17 protein-coding genes and 1 pseudogene are annotated in these 16,963 nt (G+C 71.4%); 7 read left to right on the top strand and 11 right to left on the bottom strand.

The features are described from left to right. Positions 1–191 precede the first annotated feature (191 nt). The gene (locus BMZ50_RS06500; RefSeq protein WP_091322477.1) at positions 192–503 is read left to right on the top strand and encodes a hypothetical protein; all 312 of its coding nucleotides are present in this window, start codon (positions 192–194) and stop codon (positions 501–503) included. Between the two features lie 455 nt (positions 504–958). Here the strand turns inward: BMZ50_RS06500 and BMZ50_RS06495 are convergent, their stop codons facing one another. The 9 genes from BMZ50_RS06495 to BMZ50_RS06460 form a co-directional block, all read right to left on the bottom strand. After that, the gene (locus BMZ50_RS06495; RefSeq protein WP_091322476.1) at positions 959–1,417 is read right to left on the bottom strand and encodes a hypothetical protein; all 459 of its coding nucleotides are present in this window, start codon (positions 1,415–1,417) and stop codon (positions 959–961) included. 193 nt (positions 1,418–1,610) lie between these two features. Then, positions 1,611–1,787, bottom strand: coding sequence for a hypothetical protein (locus tag BMZ50_RS24055; RefSeq protein ID WP_177212673.1), 177 nt, complete (start codon positions 1,785–1,787; stop codon positions 1,611–1,613). Beyond that, positions 1,775–1,984 (bottom strand): hypothetical protein, encoded by a 210-nt coding sequence (locus BMZ50_RS06490; protein ID WP_091322475.1) that lies wholly within the window; start codon positions 1,982–1,984, stop codon positions 1,775–1,777. The genes BMZ50_RS24055 and BMZ50_RS06490 overlap by 13 nt, the downstream gene beginning before the upstream one ends. A 929-nt stretch (positions 1,985–2,913) precedes the next feature. Beyond that, positions 2,914–3,690, bottom strand: coding sequence for an enoyl-CoA hydratase/isomerase family protein (locus BMZ50_RS06485; RefSeq protein ID WP_091322474.1), 777 nt, complete (start codon positions 3,688–3,690; stop codon positions 2,914–2,916). Continuing rightward, positions 3,687–4,205, bottom strand: a complete 519-nt coding sequence (locus BMZ50_RS06480; RefSeq protein WP_091322470.1) for a nuclear transport factor 2 family protein — start codon at positions 4,203–4,205, stop codon at positions 3,687–3,689. Before BMZ50_RS06480 ends, BMZ50_RS06485 begins: the two co-directional genes overlap by 4 nt. A gap of 11 nt (positions 4,206–4,216) precedes the next feature. Continuing rightward, positions 4,217–5,320 carry a 3-hydroxyacyl-CoA dehydrogenase family protein gene (locus BMZ50_RS06475; protein WP_143087098.1) on the bottom strand — a complete coding sequence of 368 codons (1,104 nt, stop codon included), beginning with the start codon at positions 5,318–5,320 and terminating at the stop codon, positions 4,217–4,219. Between the two features lie 63 nt (positions 5,321–5,383). Beyond that, complete coding sequence (locus tag BMZ50_RS06470; protein WP_091322467.1) at positions 5,384–5,998, bottom strand: (2Fe-2S)-binding protein; 615 nt, start codon at positions 5,996–5,998, stop codon at positions 5,384–5,386. Next, the gene (locus BMZ50_RS06465; protein WP_091322464.1) at positions 5,995–6,828 is read right to left on the bottom strand and encodes an FAD binding domain-containing protein; all 834 of its coding nucleotides are present in this window, start codon (positions 6,826–6,828) and stop codon (positions 5,995–5,997) included. Before BMZ50_RS06465 ends, BMZ50_RS06470 begins: the two co-directional genes overlap by 4 nt. Next, entirely contained in the window at positions 6,825–9,305 is a 2,481-nt protein-coding gene (locus tag BMZ50_RS06460; RefSeq protein WP_091322462.1) for a xanthine dehydrogenase family protein molybdopterin-binding subunit, read from the bottom strand. The genes BMZ50_RS06465 and BMZ50_RS06460 overlap by 4 nt, the downstream gene beginning before the upstream one ends. Positions 9,306–9,509: 204 nt before the next feature. On the opposite strand from BMZ50_RS06460, the gene BMZ50_RS06455 reads away from it, so the two are divergent. Beyond that, positions 9,510–10,106 carry a TetR/AcrR family transcriptional regulator gene (locus BMZ50_RS06455; RefSeq protein ID WP_091322461.1) on the top strand — a complete coding sequence of 199 codons (597 nt, stop codon included), beginning with the start codon at positions 9,510–9,512 and terminating at the stop codon, positions 10,104–10,106. A 45-nt stretch (positions 10,107–10,151) separates the two neighbouring features. Here BMZ50_RS06455 and BMZ50_RS06450 read toward each other — a convergent pair whose 3' ends face one another. Further along, the gene (locus BMZ50_RS06450; protein WP_091322740.1) at positions 10,152–11,084 is read right to left on the bottom strand and encodes a cyclase family protein; all 933 of its coding nucleotides are present in this window, start codon (positions 11,082–11,084) and stop codon (positions 10,152–10,154) included. Between the two features lie 58 nt (positions 11,085–11,142). Then, entirely contained in the window at positions 11,143–12,036 is an 894-nt protein-coding gene (locus tag BMZ50_RS06445) for a fumarylacetoacetate hydrolase family protein (RefSeq protein WP_091322460.1), read from the bottom strand. Between the two features lie 712 nt (positions 12,037–12,748). On the opposite strand from BMZ50_RS06445, the pseudogene BMZ50_RS06435 reads away from it, so the two are divergent. The 5 genes and pseudogenes from BMZ50_RS06435 to BMZ50_RS06410 all read left to right on the top strand — a co-directional run. Then, positions 12,749–13,215 (top strand): annotated as a pseudogene (locus tag BMZ50_RS06435) (IS110 family transposase); the annotation flags it as partial. 619 nt (positions 13,216–13,834) lie between these two features. Beyond that, a complete protein-coding gene (locus BMZ50_RS06425; RefSeq protein WP_091322455.1) occupies positions 13,835–14,581 on the top strand; it encodes an SDR family NAD(P)-dependent oxidoreductase in 747 nt (248 codons plus the stop codon). A 32-nt stretch (positions 14,582–14,613) separates the two neighbouring features. Then, a complete protein-coding gene (locus tag BMZ50_RS06420; RefSeq protein ID WP_091322454.1) occupies positions 14,614–15,144 on the top strand; it encodes a cupin domain-containing protein in 531 nt (176 codons plus the stop codon). 39 nt (positions 15,145–15,183) lie between these two features. Beyond that, on the top strand, positions 15,184–16,164 hold the full coding sequence (locus BMZ50_RS06415; protein WP_091322453.1) for a DODA-type extradiol aromatic ring-opening family dioxygenase: 981 nt from the start codon (positions 15,184–15,186) through the stop codon (positions 16,162–16,164). A gap of 153 nt (positions 16,165–16,317) precedes the next feature. Continuing rightward, positions 16,318–16,842: a GntR family transcriptional regulator gene (locus BMZ50_RS06410; RefSeq protein ID WP_177212672.1), complete on the top strand. Its 525-nt coding sequence runs from the start codon at positions 16,318–16,320 to the stop codon at positions 16,840–16,842. The last annotated feature ends 121 nt before the right edge of the window (positions 16,843–16,963 follow it).

Genomic DNA, 16,963 nt, shown 5'->3' with positions numbered 1-16,963 from the left:
GAGGTTCCGCGCATACCGGCCCTGTACGCGATGTACGGAGGCGATGTTGGCCGCACCTGGGTGGCCTATGTGGGCATCGCCCGAAACCTGAACTCCCGCCTGGTCCAGCACTTCGTGCGACGGGACAGCAGCGTCGTCACCGGCACATCTGCAGTCGGGCTCAACATTCAGCACGTTCGGCACGTGCAGTGGTGGGGGCCGCCGCCGAGGGTGCCGACCCTGACCCGCTCATTGACCTGTCCCAGATCGACTTCGACGGGTTGGCGAGACGGTTCGGCGACCGTAAGCGGGCCGAGACCGACCGGCTGGCGCAGCAGCTCGGGGACCGCTCGTTGTTCGTCATTCGGCACGGCAGGGACCAACTGGTGCCGGCGGTCCTGCTCACGGAGGCGGGCGAGCCGCGGCCGGAGCTGCGGCCCCTGCTCGAGGTCCTCCTCGACGCCGACGGCCTCGGTGGCTGGTCGATCTGGACGTGGCTCACCGCGCATTCCTCGCTCCTGTAGGGCGAGAGGGCCGTGGACGTCGCGGCCACCGATCCGCCGCGGGCGCGGTTCGCGGCCGAGCGGTTCGCCTCGGCGCAGCCCGGCGGCTGAGACGCAGAGGGGCCCCGGGCGTCCGAAGACGACCCGGGGCCGGCGACCGGGGATGTCCAAGCCCGGCCGCGGTCCGTTCGCGTGTCTTGGACCCACGCGTTCGGACATGGAAATCTTCGGCAGGGAGGGCGCGTCCGTTGAGGCCGCGGCGGCCGGCCTCATCCGCCGGGGTGAGCGCAGACGACAGCGGCCGCCCGGTCGGGAAGACCGGGGCGGCCGCTGCAAGAGTGGATACCGGCCCGACAGTCGCCTCTCGGCGCGTGGCCGCTCGAAGCGGCAGATGGTTTGAGACCCGGGGACATGTACGGGCCGGCACCGATGACAACGTTCCCGAAACCCAGGCATTCCCGCGGCCGGGCCGTTGGTCACGTCGGCGGCGCCTCCGGCTCGCCGGGCACCAGCCACCACGGCTCTTTCCGCTTGAGTGCGCTCTCGATGCCGCGGCCGCCCCGGAGATCCCGGACAAGGGAACCGAGCCGGGAGGCGACCTGCCGGGCCTCGGCGACCTCGCGGCGCAGTCGAACGACCAGGTCGCGGACGGCGTCGGGGACCGGGCCGGGCTCCCGGTGCGGGCAGTCCTGCCCGTCGACGAGTGGCAGCAGGCACGGCTCGGCCGAGATGAGGAGGGTCGGGCAGAGCGGAAGCGTGGGCGCCGGCTCCCCGGTCGCCGCGGCCTCGTCGGCCCGCTGATGCCGCTCGCGGCGGGTCCGCCGGAGCGCGGCGAAGATGCGCTCGGCCTCCGCGCGCTGAGCGTCGCTCAGGCCGGGCGCCAGCTCGATCCGGTACTTCTCGCCGTCGTCGTCCTGTTCGCCGTTGCCTGACATGGGCGTTTCCCTACCAGCCGGGACCGACAGTCCGCGCCGGGGTGCTCCGCGTTCGCGCCGGACGAGCCTCAAGACGCCCGGGCGGCGGACGCCGCACGCCGTCGGTTCACCAGCCGGACGGCGAAGCGAACGGCGCGACGTCGCGCAGCCTCACGCGCCCCGGTGGCACGCAGTGGAAGTGCTCTCCGAGACCTCACTCGTACCGGGCGCTGAACTCGACCTCGGCGACCCAGTGGTCCCGGTCCGACGTGAGCCGCCACGCATGCTGGAGGCCCGGCCACCACTCCCCGTTCAGCTCGACCTCCACGTGTCGCGACGGGTCGAAGCGATGCTGGTCGAGGAGCCGGACCGGCTCGCTTACCCGGTCCACTGGCCAGACAGCAGTCGCACATGCAGCCAGCCGTCCTCGTCAACGGCCTCCACCCGCACCCGGGACCAGGCGGCGGCTGTGCCCGCCGTGAGGATCGTGCCGACGGCCGGGGCGCCCGCCGCGGGCACGCGGGCCAGGATCACCCCCGCCTCGTCACCCTCGAAGTTCAGATCGGCGACGACGTCGATGTGCGGCACCTTGGCCTCCTCTGAGTCCCTCCTCGGCAGCCGGGGCGGCTGGTCCTACCCCAATGAGCAGTCGGGATGCGCTGGAGCCACGCACGCGCTCGACGAGATCCTGGCGTCCTGGCAATGCTGCTGTGGCCCGTCCGCGCCGCTCTCCGAACAAGGGACCGCTTCACCTCGCCCACCTGGTTGAGGGCGAGCGTGAAGGCGGCCGCGGCCCACAGGGTGATGGGGTGGTCCGAGCCGAATACCCGGCGGCAGCGCCGCAGGGTGTCCTCGCCGAGTGGACGGGCCTGCCCTGGTTGACGCGAGGAGAAGACGGCTAGGGCGAGACTTATCGGTGAGGACGTCGGGATGGTCGGCGCCGAAGCTAGCCCTCTAGGCCTTCCGCGGGACGCCGGGGGGACTTGGGCACCGCGAAGTGGGAGCTGTCCCACCAGCGGCCGTCCCGGCGGGGGAGGGGCGCGGTGTGCGCGGCTTCGTGGACATGGTCGGAACATAGCGGGCCGGTCGGACAGCCATGATCGTGACGAACCTGCCGGCGACCACTGACGACAGTCCGGCGCCGCCGAACGCGTCGTCGAACATCACCGGCTCGCCGTGGTGGACGCGCACGCGCCCCTGGTGGGCGAGCTGGCCGCCGGCGGGCCCGCTCGAACAGGCCCCCAGCGACAGCCGCAGGCTGCTCCCACCACGCGTCGAGGAACTGGCGGACGACCGACTGAGCGGTGGGTAGCCGGGCGACACCCGGGGCCCTGTCCGGACACCCCGGGCGGTGCCGCGGCGTCCGCCGACGGTACGACCACGTGGCAATCACCCACCAGCGGCCATCCCGGCTCGGTTCGACGGCGACGTCGACCGAGCCAGCCTCAGCGGGCAGCGTGGACGGCGACCCGCCCGGGGCGGGGTCAGAGGCCCCGCGGAACGGCGTCAGGATGCCGTCACGCCCAGCGCGGGGCGCGCTTCTCGGCGAACGCGGTTCGGCCCTCGACGTGGTCGGGGTGGCCGGCGGCGTCCCCTTGGTGGCGGGCCTCCAGCGCTAGGGCGGCCTCGAAGGAGATCTCGCTGACGGCGCGGAACTGCCGTTTGGTCAGCGCTAGTGCGTGCGCCGGACCACCGGCGAGCGACTCGGCCAGGTCGTGCGCCCGCGCCGCCAGCTGGTCGGTGGGGACGATCTCGTTGAGCAGACCCAACCGGTGCGCCTCCGCGGCCGGGATCGGTCGCCCGCTGGCGGCAAACGAGAAGGCCCGGGCGTAGCCCAGTTCGCGGACCAGATACCAAGACACGGCGGTGTCCGGAACAAGCCCCACCTTGCCGAAGGCGCAGGAGAACGAGGCGGTGTCGGCGGCCAGCCGCTGGTCGCACACCAGGGCCAGGCCCATCCCGGCGCCGACGGCCAGGCCGTTGACCGCGGCAATGACCGGTTTCGGCATGTCGGCGATCGTCTGCGCGATCGGGTTGTAGGAGCCGGCCACGGTCTCGTCGGCGTGCTCGAGTTCCTCGACGGCGGCGATGTCCTGGCCGGCGCTGAACGCCCGGCCGGTGCCGGTGAGCACCACCGCCCGCACGTCGGTGTCCGCGGCCACCGCGCGCAGCGCGCCGACCAGCTCCCACCGGGTGGCCCGGTCCAGCGCGTTGAGCTTCTCGGGGCGGTTGAGGATGACGGTCGCGACCGCGCCGTCCCGACGGATCCGGATGCCGGTCGACACGGTGGTCATCGGTTGCCTCCGGGGTGGCGGCCCGCGGCGGCGGGGTGGATCGCGCTGCGTTCGGCGCCGGGTGCGGAGTAGCCGCGCTCGGCGTAGGGGAAGCCGTCGAGCTCGGTGGTCTCCGGCCGCATCTGGTAGTAGGAGCGGATCTCCCGGATCCGCCCGTCGGTGCAGGTGAACCACTCCGCGCCACGGGTGCCGACCCGCGCGGGGGCGCCCTCGGGCAGCCACCACATCGTCCACTCGATGACCGCCTGCTCCGGGGTGGCGCAGATGCTGTCGACCACCCAGCGGGCCTGCAGCATCCGAGTGACCTTGCGCCAATAGCGGGCCAGATGCTCGGCGCCCTCGACGGCCTTCGAGCCGGGGTTGGGAGCGAGGAACCAGTGGACGACCTCCGGGTGGAGCGTCTCCAGCATCAGGTCGACGTCGCCGGCGCTGCAGCCGTCGTAGTAGCGGCTGATCAGCGCGGTCCAGGCGGCGGTCGGGTCGGCCGCCGTCCGGGGGTCGGCCAGGGCGGCCATTCGGCGTCCTCTCACGGGTAGTCGTGGAAGCCGGCGCCGGTCTTGCGACCCAGCCGGCCGGCGGCTGCCAGCTGGTGCAGCGTGGTGGCGGGGGAGATGCGCGGGTCGTCCTCGACGGCGGCCATCGACTGCAGCGCCGCCACGGTGACGTCGATCCCGATGAGGTCGATCAGCGCCAGCGGCCCCATCGGGTGCCCGGCGGCGCTGCGCAGCAGCTCGTCGACCTCCGGCGCGGGCACGCCGGTCTCGTGCAGCCGGACGGCGTCGTTCAAGAACGGGATCAGCAGTCGGTTGACGACGAACCCGCGGGAGTCGGCGCAGGCGATGGGCGTCTTGCTGAGGGCCCGGACCCAGGCGCTGGCCGTGGAGCGGAGCTCGTCGGCTCCGCGCAGGTCGTCGGGCACGACGACCTCCACCAGCTCCATGACCTGCGCCGGGTTGAAGAAGTGCAGCGCCACGACCGGCCGCCCCGAGGTGACGAACGGCCGCAGGTCGCGCACGCGGAACGACGACGTGTTCGTCGCCAGTGGCACTGCCGTGGGCAGCGCGGCATCCAGCAGCCTGACCACGGCCGCCTTGGCGTCGAGGTCTTCGGCGACCGCCTCGATCACCACGTCGGCGTCCGCGAGGGCCGCGGGGTCCTCGGTGACCGATACACGGCCGAGCACCTCGGTCCGGCCGGCCGCCTCGATGCGGCCGCGGGACACCGCCCGGTCCAAGCGGGACGACAGCGCGTCCAGGAGCCGCTGACCGGACTGCCGGCTGCGGGCCAGCACCCGCACCGGGCGCCCACTGCGAGCCACCGCCTCGACGATGCCACCCGCCATGTGCCCGGTGCCCGAGACGCCGACGGGCCCGGTCCAGCCGCCGCCGTCGGCGGAGAAGCGGGGCGCGCCAACCCGCCCCGGGGGCAGGGTCGTCGGCGGGCCGAGCTCTCGACGCACGTCGGGCGGGAGGCTGGCCAGCACCTCGAACGGCCCGGCTGGGTGACCGGCCCCCAGGCGCATGGCGGTGTCGATGTCGGTCGGCGTCGCGGTCCCCCGCTCGACCAGCAGGACCGCGTCGCGCAGCAGCCCGGCCAGCACCGGCGGGACGTCGGAGCGCGGAGGCTCCACCGACTGGGTCCTCACCGGGACCAGCTCCGCCTGGCCATGATCCCGGTCATGAGTTCCCGCTCATCACGGCCGGGGTCCGCGGTGCAGTGTGCAGGCGTCCGCCGGTCGCGGCCCCTCTTCTTCTATGGATCGCCGGTCGGCCGTGCCGGTGGTCCGTCGGCGCTGAGCGGCGTCCAGGGCGGCCTTGACCAAGTTCACGTAGCCGGTGCATCGACACAGGTTGCCGACGAGGGCGTCGCGGACGTCCTGTTCGCTTGGGTCGTCGTCGGCGTCGAGCAGGTCGCGGGTGGCGAAGAGGTGACCGGGGAGGCAGAAGCCGCACTGGAAGGCGTCGTTGTCCCAGAACGCCTGCTGGATCTCGTCGAGGGCGCCGTCGGGTCCGCCGACGCCCTCGATCGTGGTGAGCTCCGCTCCGTCGGCCGAGGCGGCCAGCACGAGGCAGGACTTCCTGATCTCACCGTCGACCTGCAGCGTGCAGGCGCCGCAGTCGCCGTTGTAGCAGCCGACCTTCGTGCCGATGAGGCCGAGCTGACCGCGGACCACCTCGACGAGCAGCTGGCGGTCCTCGATGCGGACCCGCCGCGGTCGGCCGTTGACGGTCAGGGTGATCTCGCGGCCGGGGACCTCCTCGACCTCCTCGGGGAGGGACGGGGGGGACGGGGTCTCCTGGATGGTCATGCGGGCACTCCCTCGAGTTCGGAGAAGGCACGGGCAGCGACGACGCCGGCGATGCGGGCGCGGTAGTCACCGGGCGCGAGGACGTCGGTCCACGGCGCGGGGAGCGCGCTGCGGACGCGGTCGGCCAGCGCCGCGCGGTCCACGGGTCCGTTCGAGGCGAGGTCGGAAACGTCCACGTGCAGCGGGGTGGCGTGGACGCTGCCCAGGGTCACGGTCGCGGAGCCGTCCAGCCGGCGCGCAGTGGCGGTGGCGATCGGCCAACTCCCGGAGCTGTGCTTGACCTTGCAGTAGCCGGTCCGGGCGGCCGTCCGCGGGATCGTGATGGCCAGCACGAACTCTCCCGGGCGCAGCACGGTCGTGAACGCGTCGACGTAGAAGTCCGCCGCCCTGACCTCGCGCGCGCCGTCCGGGCCGTGCAGCCGGAGGATGGCGTCGATCCCGACCAGGGCGGCGGGCATGTCCGAGCCCGGCATGGCGAAGCAGGCCGAGCCGGCCAGCGTGCCGGTGTTGCGGATCTGCCGCCCACCGGTCACACCGTGGGCGACCCGCCGCAGGTGAGGAGCAGCCCGGCTGAGATCACGGGAGAGCAGGACGTCGGCGTAGGTCACGAGTGCCTCGACGACAACCTGGTCGTCGGTCACCTCGATGCGGCGCAGTCCGAGCCCCCTCAGATCGACCAGGTGGCCGACGTGTACCTGGTCGCGGTTCATCTGCGGCAGCAGCTGGGTGCCGCCACCGAGTACCGCGACGTCCCCCCTGTGCTCCACCAGCAGGGCGCTGGCCTCGTCTGGGGTGCGGGGTCGGTGGTAGCGCAAGGGTGTCCGGATCACCGGGCGCCTCCGGGGTTCGTGGCCGCGTCGATGGCGGCAAGGACGTTCGGCGGGTTCAGCGGCAAGTGGTGCGCCGTCGCCCCGAGGGGGGCCAGGGCGTCGTTGACCGCGTTGACGCAGGCGGCCAGACCGCCGCCGACGCCGCTCTCGCCGGCCCCCTTCGTGCCCAGCAGGGTGAACGGGCTGGGGGTGTGCTGGGAGTCGAGCCGGATGGCGGGTAGGTCACCGGCGCGGGGGGTCAGGTAGTGCTTGAACTGCGTGGCGACCGGCTGGCCGTCGGTGGTGTAGGGCTGGTGCTCCCAGAGCGCGCCGCCGATGCCCATGCTGATGGCCCCGTAGAGCTGCCCCTCGACGAAGCGGGGGCTAACGACGTTGCCGCAGTCGTCGACCGCGTGGAACTCGAACAGGTCGACGACGCCGGTCTCGGCGTCGACCTCCACGACGGCCACGTGCGCGGAGTACGGATAGCTGGGGTAGGCGCTGAACCTCCCTTGCTCGTCCGGGACGTGGTGGAAGTTGTGGGGCAGGTCCACGCGGGTGACCTCAAGCAGCGGCTGGTCCAGGCCCGGTGCCGCGAGGCCCCTCCGGTACACCGTCTCGGCCACCTCCGCGAAGGACAGACTCGACGTCGGGACGGTGACGCACGTGACGTTGCCGTCGGCGAAGCGGAGGTCGTCGGCGGCGCAGTCGAGCAGCGCGGCCGCCGCGCCGGACATCCGGTCGCGGATCTCGCGAGCGGCGAGGACGGCCGCGGCGCCCCCCGTGGCCAGGCTGCGGCTGGTGAAGTTGCCGAAGCCGTACGGGCAGGTGTCGGTGTCGCCCTGGACGACGCTCACCTGTTCGCTGGGGATGCCGAGCTCGGAGGCCACCAGGTGTGCGATGCTGGTCTCGTTGCCCGTCCCCGGGCTGGTGACGCCGGTCAGGACGGTGACCGCGCCGCTGGGATAGACCCGCACTGTCGACGTGTCGTATCCGCGGACGAAGCTCCCGGCGAAGTCGCCGCCCTCCGGTGTGAGCTCGAAGGCCAGGCCGATTCCGAACAGCCGGCCTCCGGCGCGGGCCCGCTCCTGGCGGGCGCGTAGTCCTCGGTAGTCGGACAAGGCGAGGACCTTGTCCAAGGCGCCGGCGTAGTTGCCGCTGTCGAGATGCTTGGCCGCTGTCCAGAAGGGGAACTCGTCCTCGGGGATGAAGTTGACCCGCCGGACGTCGGCCGGGTCGAGCCCCCGCTCGGCGGCGATCAGGTCGACCATGCGTTCGAGGGCCAGGCAGGCGGTCTCTTTGCCGTAGCCGCGGGCTCCGTTCCACGGTGCCTTGTTGGTGACGACGGCGTGCGACTGGATGTCGTAGTCGGCGACCTTGTACGGCCCGGGGAAGGTCATCCCGGCCGGGAAGGTCATGCTCCAGCCACCCCAGCTGCCCAGGGCCCCGATGTTGCCGACGACGCGGTCCTGGATGCCGAGAATCCGGCCGGTGTCGTCGTAGCCGACGGTGAACCGGTGCGAGAACTCGCGCGCCCCCACCAGCAGGGCGTCCGCGCGGGTCTCGACCCACTTGACCGGGCCTCCGGCTGCGCGCGCCAGCAGGCAGACCAGCGGTTCCTCCGCGTAGCCGTTGAACTTGTGGCCGAAGCCGCCACCCAGCCGGGTGGCGATCACCCGGATGCGGTCCTCGGGCAGCCCCAGGACGGTGGAGAGGTTCGTGCGCAGCGGGTGTGGGTTCTGTGTCGAACCCCAGAACGTCAGCCTGCCGGCCCGGTCCCAGCTGGCGATGTAGCCGCGGGTCTCCATGGGGGCGGTGTGGTGGCGTTGGGTGTGCAGCTCGCCGGAGAGCCGGTGCGGGGCGGCCGCGACGGCGGCGGCTGCATCGCCCTCGGCGAACGGGAAGACGGCGAGAAGGTTGTCGCCCCACTCGCCGAAGACCAGCGGCGCGCCGGGTGCCAGCGCGTCCTCGGCGTCGACGACGGCGGGAAGGACCTCGTACTCGACCTCGATGAGTTCCAGGGCCGCTTCCGCGTCGGCGAGCGTCTCGGCCGCCACGGCGGCGACCGCCTCGCCGACGTAGGTCACCTTCGTGCCGGCCAGGATCCGGAAGGTGCTGGTCTTGCCGCCCACGATCGACGGCTCGAAGAAGGCCGGTAGGGGAGCGGCCTGGGCATCGGCGTCCTCGGGCGCGAGCACCGCGCGCACGCCGCGGGCCTGACGGGCCGCGGTCGCATCGACGCGCAGGACCCGGGCATGGGCGTGGGGACTGCGCAGCACGGCCGCGTGCAGCAGGCCGGGAAGGGCGATGTCGTCGAGGAACTCCGCTCGACCGGTCAGCAGCAGGTCGCCGTCCCGGCGCAGCGGATGGAGGCGGCCGGGCGCCGGCTCGCGGTCGACGGCGGTGTCGCCGTCGACCTCGGGGGTCACCGCGAACGGCGGCGGGGTGGTGGCCTCGCCGTCGTCACGCGGACGGGGGCGAGGGGGCGACTGGGTCACGGGCTGGTCCTTCCCGGCACACCGACGTGCACAGCGAGGGTTCTACCTTCCGGCCGGTAGGGGAGTGTTGTGGCACTCGTCACAGCTGTCAAGGTGCCGGCGGATCCCTTCTGGAGGAGGGCAGTTGACTACCGGCCGGTTGGTAGGTTTCGTTGCTGACGGCGACCGCTGTCGAAGGGTATCGGCGAGGAGCGCGAATCTGACATGGCCGATCGGACCGATGGGGTGTCACGCCGCGCGCAGATCATCGATGTGGCCGCCCGACTCTTCGAGCAGCGCGGCTACCACGAGACCAGCATGGAAGCGCTCGCCCAGGAGGTGGGCATCCGCAAGGCGTCGCTGTACTACTACTTCTCCAACAAGGACCTCATCCTCGTGGAGATCCACGAGGAGATGATCGACCATCTGCTCGTCCGGGCCCGCGAAAGGGCCGGTTCGCCGGTGGAGCGGCTGGACGGGATCATGTTCGACCTCGTGAGCCTCATGGAGCTCTACCCCGGTCGGCTGCGGATCTTCTTCGAGCACTACCGCGAGCTCCCTGCGGAACAGCGTCGCGCGATCACGGTGAAGCGGGACGAGTACCACGGGCTGCTCCTGGCGACCCTCCGGGACGGCGTCGCGGAGGGCGCCTTCGTCATCGAGGACATCGAGGTCACCGCGCTGGCGATCCTCGGGATGTGCAACTGGACCTACCAGTGGCTGCGCCCGGGTGGCCCACTGGGTGCCCGCCAGGTGGCCGATCGGTTCCTGGCGCTGGTCCTCGAGGGGATCCGCGCGCCGTCGGCGACGGCCGCCGGGTAGACCGCGGGGCTCGGGCGCCCCTGCCGAACCGCCGGCGCCGACACGTCAGCGGATGGCCAGGGCACTCACCGGAGAGCCGATGCCGCCGGTGAGCGGCAGCGGGTCGGCGCAGAAGAAGAAGTCGTAGTGGCCGTCGGCCGCGCTCGCCCTTGCGATGGCTTCCAGATCAAAGATCTCGCCGATCGCCAACCCCATGTGTGTCAGACCTACGATGTGGAAGGGCTGGAAGAAGCCGATCTCATTGGGGCGTACTTCGACCCCCCAGGTGTCCGTGGCCACGGCAGCGACTTCCCGCTCGTGCAGCCAGGGAAGCGTGTGGAGCGAGAGTCCCGGAGCATCCCCGCCTCGGCCGAAGTCCCCCCAGTCGCTGCGTCGGTGCTCCAGGAAGCCGGTGCGGACCACGAGTGCATCGCCGGTGCGCACCTCCACCGCCTGCTGCTCGCAGGCTGCCTCCAGGAGCTCGACGGTGATCGGTGTCCCCTCCGCGAGGTGGTCGATCCCCAGCAAGCGTGGAATGTCCAGGAGGACGCCGCGGCTGACGAGCCGGCCGTGATAGTTCTCGATGCCATTGTGCCGGGCGCCGTGGCTGTCCACCTCGGCTGCTGATCGGCCGTTGTACATGCATCCGTCGAAGAAGACGTGTGCCAGGGAGTCCCATTGCGTACCGACCTGGGTGGGCGTGACCAGGTAGTCGTCGGCGTACCCCATGCCGCGTGCCGGACCCCAGGACCCCGGCAGAGGATCCTGTCGTCCGGCCAGGTAGTCGGTGCCAGTGGCGAGCGGGAACAGTTGGGGGTTGTTCCGGCCGATGCCGCCGATCTGGGGCCCTGCAGAGTCGTACGGAAGGGTCATCGACACGACCTCGCCGGTGCGGATGCACTCCCGGGCGGCGAGGATCTGGGCGGGACCGATGAAGTTCAGCGTGCCGCGTTGGTCGTCGACCCCCCAGCGTCCCCAGTTGCTGAGCTGGGCGATCATCGACCGCAGCAGGGTCTCGTCGGCGTGGCAGCCGTCGGATTGCTCCCTGTTCGGGGGCTCAGCCACGGCGGGGACCGATCGTGTTGCGCAGGACGCCGATGCCCTCGGCCTCCAACTCGACGACGTCGCCGGGCTCCAGCCAGGGGTATGCCGCGCCGCCGTGCAGGCCGGCGAGTTCCATGATGCAGCCGGTGGCCGCAGTTCCCGAGCCCAGCACGTCGCCCGGACGCAGTCGCGACGCCGTCGAGGCGTGCGAGATCAGCCTGGCGAAGGAGTGCTGCATGTGCCCGAGGTCGTCACCGCCGTACTCGCGCCCGTTAACCCGGGCCCGCACCTGACCGCGCGGTGTGCCGGGCGCTCCGCCGAGCTCGTCGGGTGTGGCCAGGCAGGGGCCGAGGGCGTGGGCGAAGTCCTTGCACTTGCTGGGCCCAAGCCCCAGAGCCATCTCGACCTTCTGTACGTCCCTTGCTGAGAAGTCGTTGAACAAGGTGTACCCCGCGATTAGATCGGGAGCCTCCTCGACGGTCACGTCGCTTCCACCCCGTCCGAGCACGACGGCGACCTCGAGCTCGTAATCGAGGCAGTCGGTCACCGGGTGAGGGATCTCGGTGTCCGGTCCGTGTACCACCGCGGGGTTGGTGAAGTAGAAGACCGGGGTGCGGTACCACTCCGCGGGGATGTCGACGGCCCCGGTCTGGCCACGAAGGAAATTGGCGTAATGGTCCTCGAAGGTGATGAAGTCTCGGATGCTGGCCGGCTGCGCCAGTGGCGAGAGCAGGGTGACGTCGTCAACAGGAATCGCCGGCCCTATCCCGTCGGGGCGTTGCCGGCTCATCGCGATCTCCAACAGTCTCGCGTCCCCGTCGGCCAGGGCCACAGGGACGACTTTCTCGCCCTCCAGGACGCCGATGGACGTCGGACCTCCGGAGGTGGTGAACCGGACCAAACGCATCGCAATCTCCCTTGATCAAGTCGCCTCCGGCCAGACACTAGCGTCCCTACCGACCGGAAGGTAGAGAGGTAATGCTGTCCTGCTGTGGCTGCAAGCAGCCGGTTGCTTCGTTCGGGCCCAGCTCGGAGTTTGGCGCTCGCCCCGTCGCATACGAGGCTGAGATCCGGAAGTGCGATGACGGACGCCCGAGAGGCAGCGAGCCGACTTCGTCAATTACTTCCGGGTCGGTACGTCGATCGTGGTGCAGTGCGGCAATTCCCACGGCATCCACGACCTGCACGGCTGAACCGCCCCGGCGAGTCCGGAGTCTCTGTGAGACCCCGTCCGCCTGCTGGATCGTGCGGCGGATCGTGACCAGCTCATCGGCGACGGCAGCCGGGGCGGCCATGAGCCACTCCAGGCGGGCCCGGATCCGCTCGTCGGCCGCCGCCTGGGAGAGCCTGCGGATGCGCTCCATGACCTCGGGGGCGGGCCATCGCCCCGTTACCTTCCTGGCGCCCCCGGTGAGGGGGTTCCTGGTCACCAGGTCCGCATGACTGATTGCCCCTGTCGTTGATGATCCGGGGGGTGTTGTCACCGGGCCTGGTGGCACTGGTGGACCGCTGATAGGGACATGGCCGCCCCCGTTCGGGTTGGTCTCTTCGTAACGTGGCTGCCGGCATCCAGTGCTGGACCGACCACGACGAGAACTGCGGGAGCGGGGAGTGCATGGATGAGTGAGAGCGGCTATGCGGTCTTCTGCGGGCTGGACGTCGGCAAGTGCACCCACCACGCGGTGGCCCTCGATCCCGGGGGCGCCCGGCGGCACGACGCCGCGCTGCCCCAAGACGAGCAGCGGCTGCGCGAGCTGTTCGAGCGTCTGCAAGGCCACGGGTGGTGCTCGTCGTCGTCGATCAGCCGGCCACCATCGGCGCGCTGCCGGTCGCGGTCGCCCGGACGGTCGGCTGCCACGTCGCCTACCTGCCCGGCTTGGCGATGCGCCGGATCGCCGATCTGCACCCGGGATCGGCCAAGACCGACGCCCGCGACGCCTACGTCATCGCCGAGGCCGCCCGCACCACGCCGCACACGCTGCGCCGGGTCGATGCGGGCGAGGAGGTGCTCGCCGAGCTGGGTGTGCTGATCGGCTTCGACGACGACCAGGCCGCCGAGGCCACCCGGCTCAGCAACCGCGTCCGTCGCGTCGACGTCCTGTTCGCCATGCTCCGCGACGGCACCGTCTACCAGCCACAACCGGCTTGACCGAACCCATAGGGACACCCCCCGGGCGTGTTTAGCACGACGTGCTTTGTCCGCTCCGGATGCGCCGCGGCGAACTTGACCGCCAGTCAGCCGTCGAGCGATTCACCGTTCAGGTGCGCCCTCTGCACGTCCAGCGCGTCGAGTAGCCCAGCCAAGTGCGTCACGTACTGGGACAGTTCCAGGTCCGCCATCGCGTGGGTCGTGTAGCCGTGCCCGGAATAGTCCTAGGCGATCACCCGGAACCGCTCGGCCAGCGCGCCGATGTTGTGCGCGTAGGCCGCCAGGTGCCCGCCCGTGCCGGCCGTGAGGACCAGCGGGTCCGCGACGGGGTGCGCCACCGACCCCAACGCGACCCAGACCGGCGTGTCGCTTCTGCGGTCAACCTCCTGTTCCCCGGCGAGTTCCCTGTTCACCGACCGCCGGGACAGCACTAGTGTGCTAGCACGCTACCGACGCCGCAATGGCTCGGTGGACGGACGACGGAGTTGTGGCCGTCGCGTCGGCGACTCCATGGTTGGCGCTCGCGGGCCCGCGGACTCAAGGAGGGCGATCGACGATGGCAGCAGGGACGAGCGCGGAACGGCGGGTCGCCGTCGTGGGCGGGGGCTCCACCGGGATCGGTGCCGCGGTCTCACGGCGGCTGGACGCCGACGGCTACCGCGTCGTCGTCGTCGGCTCGAAGAGCGTCGAGGAGGGCAACGCCCTCGTCGCCGAACTGCGGGACGGCATGTTCCTGCAGGCCGACCTCGGCGACCCCGACGGGCCGGCCGGCGTCGTACGGCAGGTCGAGGAGCGGCTTGGCCGACTGGACGCGCTGGTGTACTCGGCCGGCAAGACCGCGCGTATCCCGCACCCCAACATCCACGAGGTCACCGACGACGTCTGGTCGGGGATCCTGCAGATGAACGTGCTGGCTCCGTGGCACTTCGTCCAGGCGGCCGAACCGCTGCTGCGCAAGAGCGGCGACGGCAGCATCGTCATGGTCGGCGCTCTCGCGGGCGTGGACGTGGGCGGTAGCAGCATCCCGTACGCGGTGAGCAAGGCGGCGATGCACCACATGTGCAAACTGCTCGGCGGGGCGCTGGGCCCGGAGATCCGGGTCAACGCCGTCGCGCCCGGGTTCATCGACACCCGGTGGACCGCCGGGTGGGAGGAGTTCCGCACCCAGATCCAGGAGCGGGTGCCGCTGCGGCGCACCGGGACCCCCGAAGAGGTCGCAGAACTCGTCCTCGGGCTGATCAAGTCCACCTACGTCACCGGTCAGACGGTGGTCGCCGACGGCGGTCTGTCCCTCCTGGTCTGACCACGCGTCGACCGTCCCGGCAAAGGAGCAGTGTGCCCGAGAATATCCCTCTCTCCGACGAGCGCGTCGTCCCGGCGCCGACCATCCGGAGCTTCCGCAGGGTCGTCACCGGGCTGGACGAGCAGGGCCGGTCCACGGTCCTGGAGGACGGGCTGAGCCCGCACGTTCAGGTCGTCGCCGACACCCCCACGTTTGTCTACACGAACCTGTGGCGCCACGAGGAGGTCCCGGTCGACAACTCGGGGCCGGCCGACGATGGGCTCGGGAGCCCGGGCCGCATCGCGCCGCCGGCGGCCGGGTCGATCCTGCGCATCGTCGAGTTCCCGCCCGACAGTCACTGGGACACCGGACCCGAGGTGCGGGAGGCCATGTTCCACAGCACGCCGTCGCTGGACTACGCGATCGTGCTCGAGGGCTGCATCTGGCACGTCATGGACGCCGACGAGCGCGAGCTGATGGCCGGCGACGTGCTCATCCAGCGCGGCACGCGGCACCTGTGGTCCAACAGGTCCGACCGGCCATGCCTGATCGCGTTCGTGCTCATCGGCGGATCGGCGGTCTAGCCCGCCGCCGGCGTGGAGGAAGTTCCCGAGGAGGAAGTCATGGCCACTGTCGTGGGATGCGTCGCCCTCTCGCACTCGCCGGTGTGGAGCATCGCCCCGCCGGCGACGCCGGACTCGCCCGGGGCTCGCTTCGCGGCCGCCGTCGAGCAGGTCCGCGGCGCAGCCGTCGAGCTGCGGCCCGACGCCGTCGTGGTGTTCGGTCCCGACCACGCGCGGAACCTCTTCTACGACCTCATGCCGCCCTTCTGCATCGGCGCCGAGAAGGTGCACAGCGTGGGGGACTACGGGACGGTGAGCGGTGAGCTGCCGCTGGCGGCGGGGCTGGCCCGCGCCATCTTCGATGGGGTAACCGGCCAGGGCTTCGACCCCGCGATCTCGCTCGACCTCGGAATCGATCACGGCCTGACCCAGGTCTACGGCAAGCTCTTCCCGGCCCTCGACTTGCCGATCGTGCCGGTGATCGTGAACGCCGGCTGTCCGCCGTTGCCGAGCTTCCGCCGCTGCTTCGACTTCGGCCGGGCGGTGGGCCGGGCGATCGAGGCGTCGGCAGATCCGGCCCGGGTGCTGGTCGTGGGGTCGGGCGGGATGTCGCACTGGCCGAACTCGATCTCCGCCGAGGACCCCGGGATCACCCCCGAGTGGCGGGACTTCCTCATCCACGGGCGGCCGCGGGTGAACGAGCTCGAACCTGCCCGGCAGAGTAAGACGCGCGAGCTGGCTGAGAGCGAGGCGACCGGCCAGATCAACCCCGGGTGGGACCGGTCGCTGCTCGAGCGGGTCCTCGCCGACCCGGAGGTCATGGCCGGGCTGGACGGGGAGGACGTCGAGACGGCGGCCGGCCACGGCGCGGGCGAGGTGCGCACCTGGGGGGCTGCGGTGGGCGCGTGGGGCGGCCCGCTGGCGTGGGCGGCCTACGAGCCGGTGCCCTCCTGGATCACCGGCATGGGCGTCGTCGCGAGCTTCGTGCCACAGAGCCAGGACCAGCTCGAGGCCGCGGCTGCGGGCATGTCCCGAGCCTGAGCGAACCGGCTTGCTCACCAGGGCGCGGACAGCAGCCACTCGTGCGGCGCGCTGCTCACCATCCGTTGCCAGTCCTGATCGGGCATGTCGATAAGTGCGCCCTGGCTGTATAGCAGCGGTTCGGCCTCCGAGAGACGGACCTGGCAGCCGATCATGGAGGCGCTGCGCCGGCTGGACGCCGACGGCCTGGTGGTCATCGTCCCGCAGGTCGGCTGCCGAGTGGCGACCTACGACGCCTGCGACATCTCGAACTTCTTCGCCGTCTTCGCTGCCTTCGAGGGCGGCATCGCCGGCGTGCCGGCCGCCCGGCGGACCGAGCAGGACCTCCAGCGCCTGCAGGAGGTGCACGAGCGGATCGGCAGTATCTGCGTCGAACCCGACGAGGTGCGGAGGGGGCACGGCTACCGGCTGCTGAACCGGGAGTTCCACGGCGTGATCCACGGGATGGCGCGGTCCATCATCGAGGAGATCAGCCTGCGCATGTGGGACCTGAGCGACTTCCTCATAAGCACCGCCGGACCGTCGCGCCCGCTCGGTTCCGCGCTCGAGCGGCGGCACGCCGATCATCAGTCGATCTACGAGGCGCTGGTCAGCGGTGACGGCGCGGCCGCTCGTGCCCGCATGGAGGAGCACGTCCTGGACAACGTGTCGCTCATCCGGGGAGACCTCTCGGCCTGACCGGTTCGCGACCGCGCACTCGTCATAGCGACACCCGGCGCGTCTCCCCGGGCGGAGGCTGAGCCGCTGGTCAAGCTTGCGTCACGCCGTCGAGCCAGGCTTGACGGCACCGCGCTCCTCG

The organism is Geodermatophilus ruber (assembly GCF_900114385.1).
GTDB classification, from domain to species: domain Bacteria; phylum Actinomycetota; class Actinomycetes; order Mycobacteriales; family Geodermatophilaceae; genus Geodermatophilus; species Geodermatophilus ruber.
The sequence above is the reverse complement of the archived record's forward strand: the minus strand, read 5'-3'. Positions and strand labels throughout refer to the sequence as shown.

Coding starts and splice junctions, on each gene's coding strand:
- BMZ50_RS06495 (WP_091322476.1), bottom strand. CDS start 1,417: ATGTCAGGCAACGGCGAACAGGACGACGACGGCGAGAAGTACCGGATC.
- BMZ50_RS06415 (WP_091322453.1), top strand. CDS start 15,184: ATGGCCACTGTCGTGGGATGCGTCGCCCTCTCGCACTCGCCGGTGTGG.
- BMZ50_RS06410 (WP_177212672.1), top strand. CDS start 16,318: ATGGAGGCGCTGCGCCGGCTGGACGCCGACGGCCTGGTGGTCATCGTC.
- BMZ50_RS06455 (WP_091322461.1), top strand. CDS start 9,510: ATGGCCGATCGGACCGATGGGGTGTCACGCCGCGCGCAGATCATCGAT.
- BMZ50_RS06450 (WP_091322740.1), bottom strand. CDS start 11,084: ATGATCGCCCAGCTCAGCAACTGGGGACGCTGGGGGGTCGACGACCAA.
- BMZ50_RS06470 (WP_091322467.1), bottom strand. CDS start 5,998: ATGACCATCCAGGAGACCCCGTCCCCCCCGTCCCTCCCCGAGGAGGTC.
- BMZ50_RS06485 (WP_091322474.1), bottom strand. CDS start 3,690: ATGACCACCGTGTCGACCGGCATCCGGATCCGTCGGGACGGCGCGGTC.
- BMZ50_RS06480 (WP_091322470.1), bottom strand. CDS start 4,205: ATGGCCGCCCTGGCCGACCCCCGGACGGCGGCCGACCCGACCGCCGCC.
- BMZ50_RS06445 (WP_091322460.1), bottom strand. CDS start 12,036: ATGCGTTTGGTCCGGTTCACCACCTCCGGAGGTCCGACGTCCATCGGC.
- BMZ50_RS06425 (WP_091322455.1), top strand. CDS start 13,835: ATGGCAGCAGGGACGAGCGCGGAACGGCGGGTCGCCGTCGTGGGCGGG.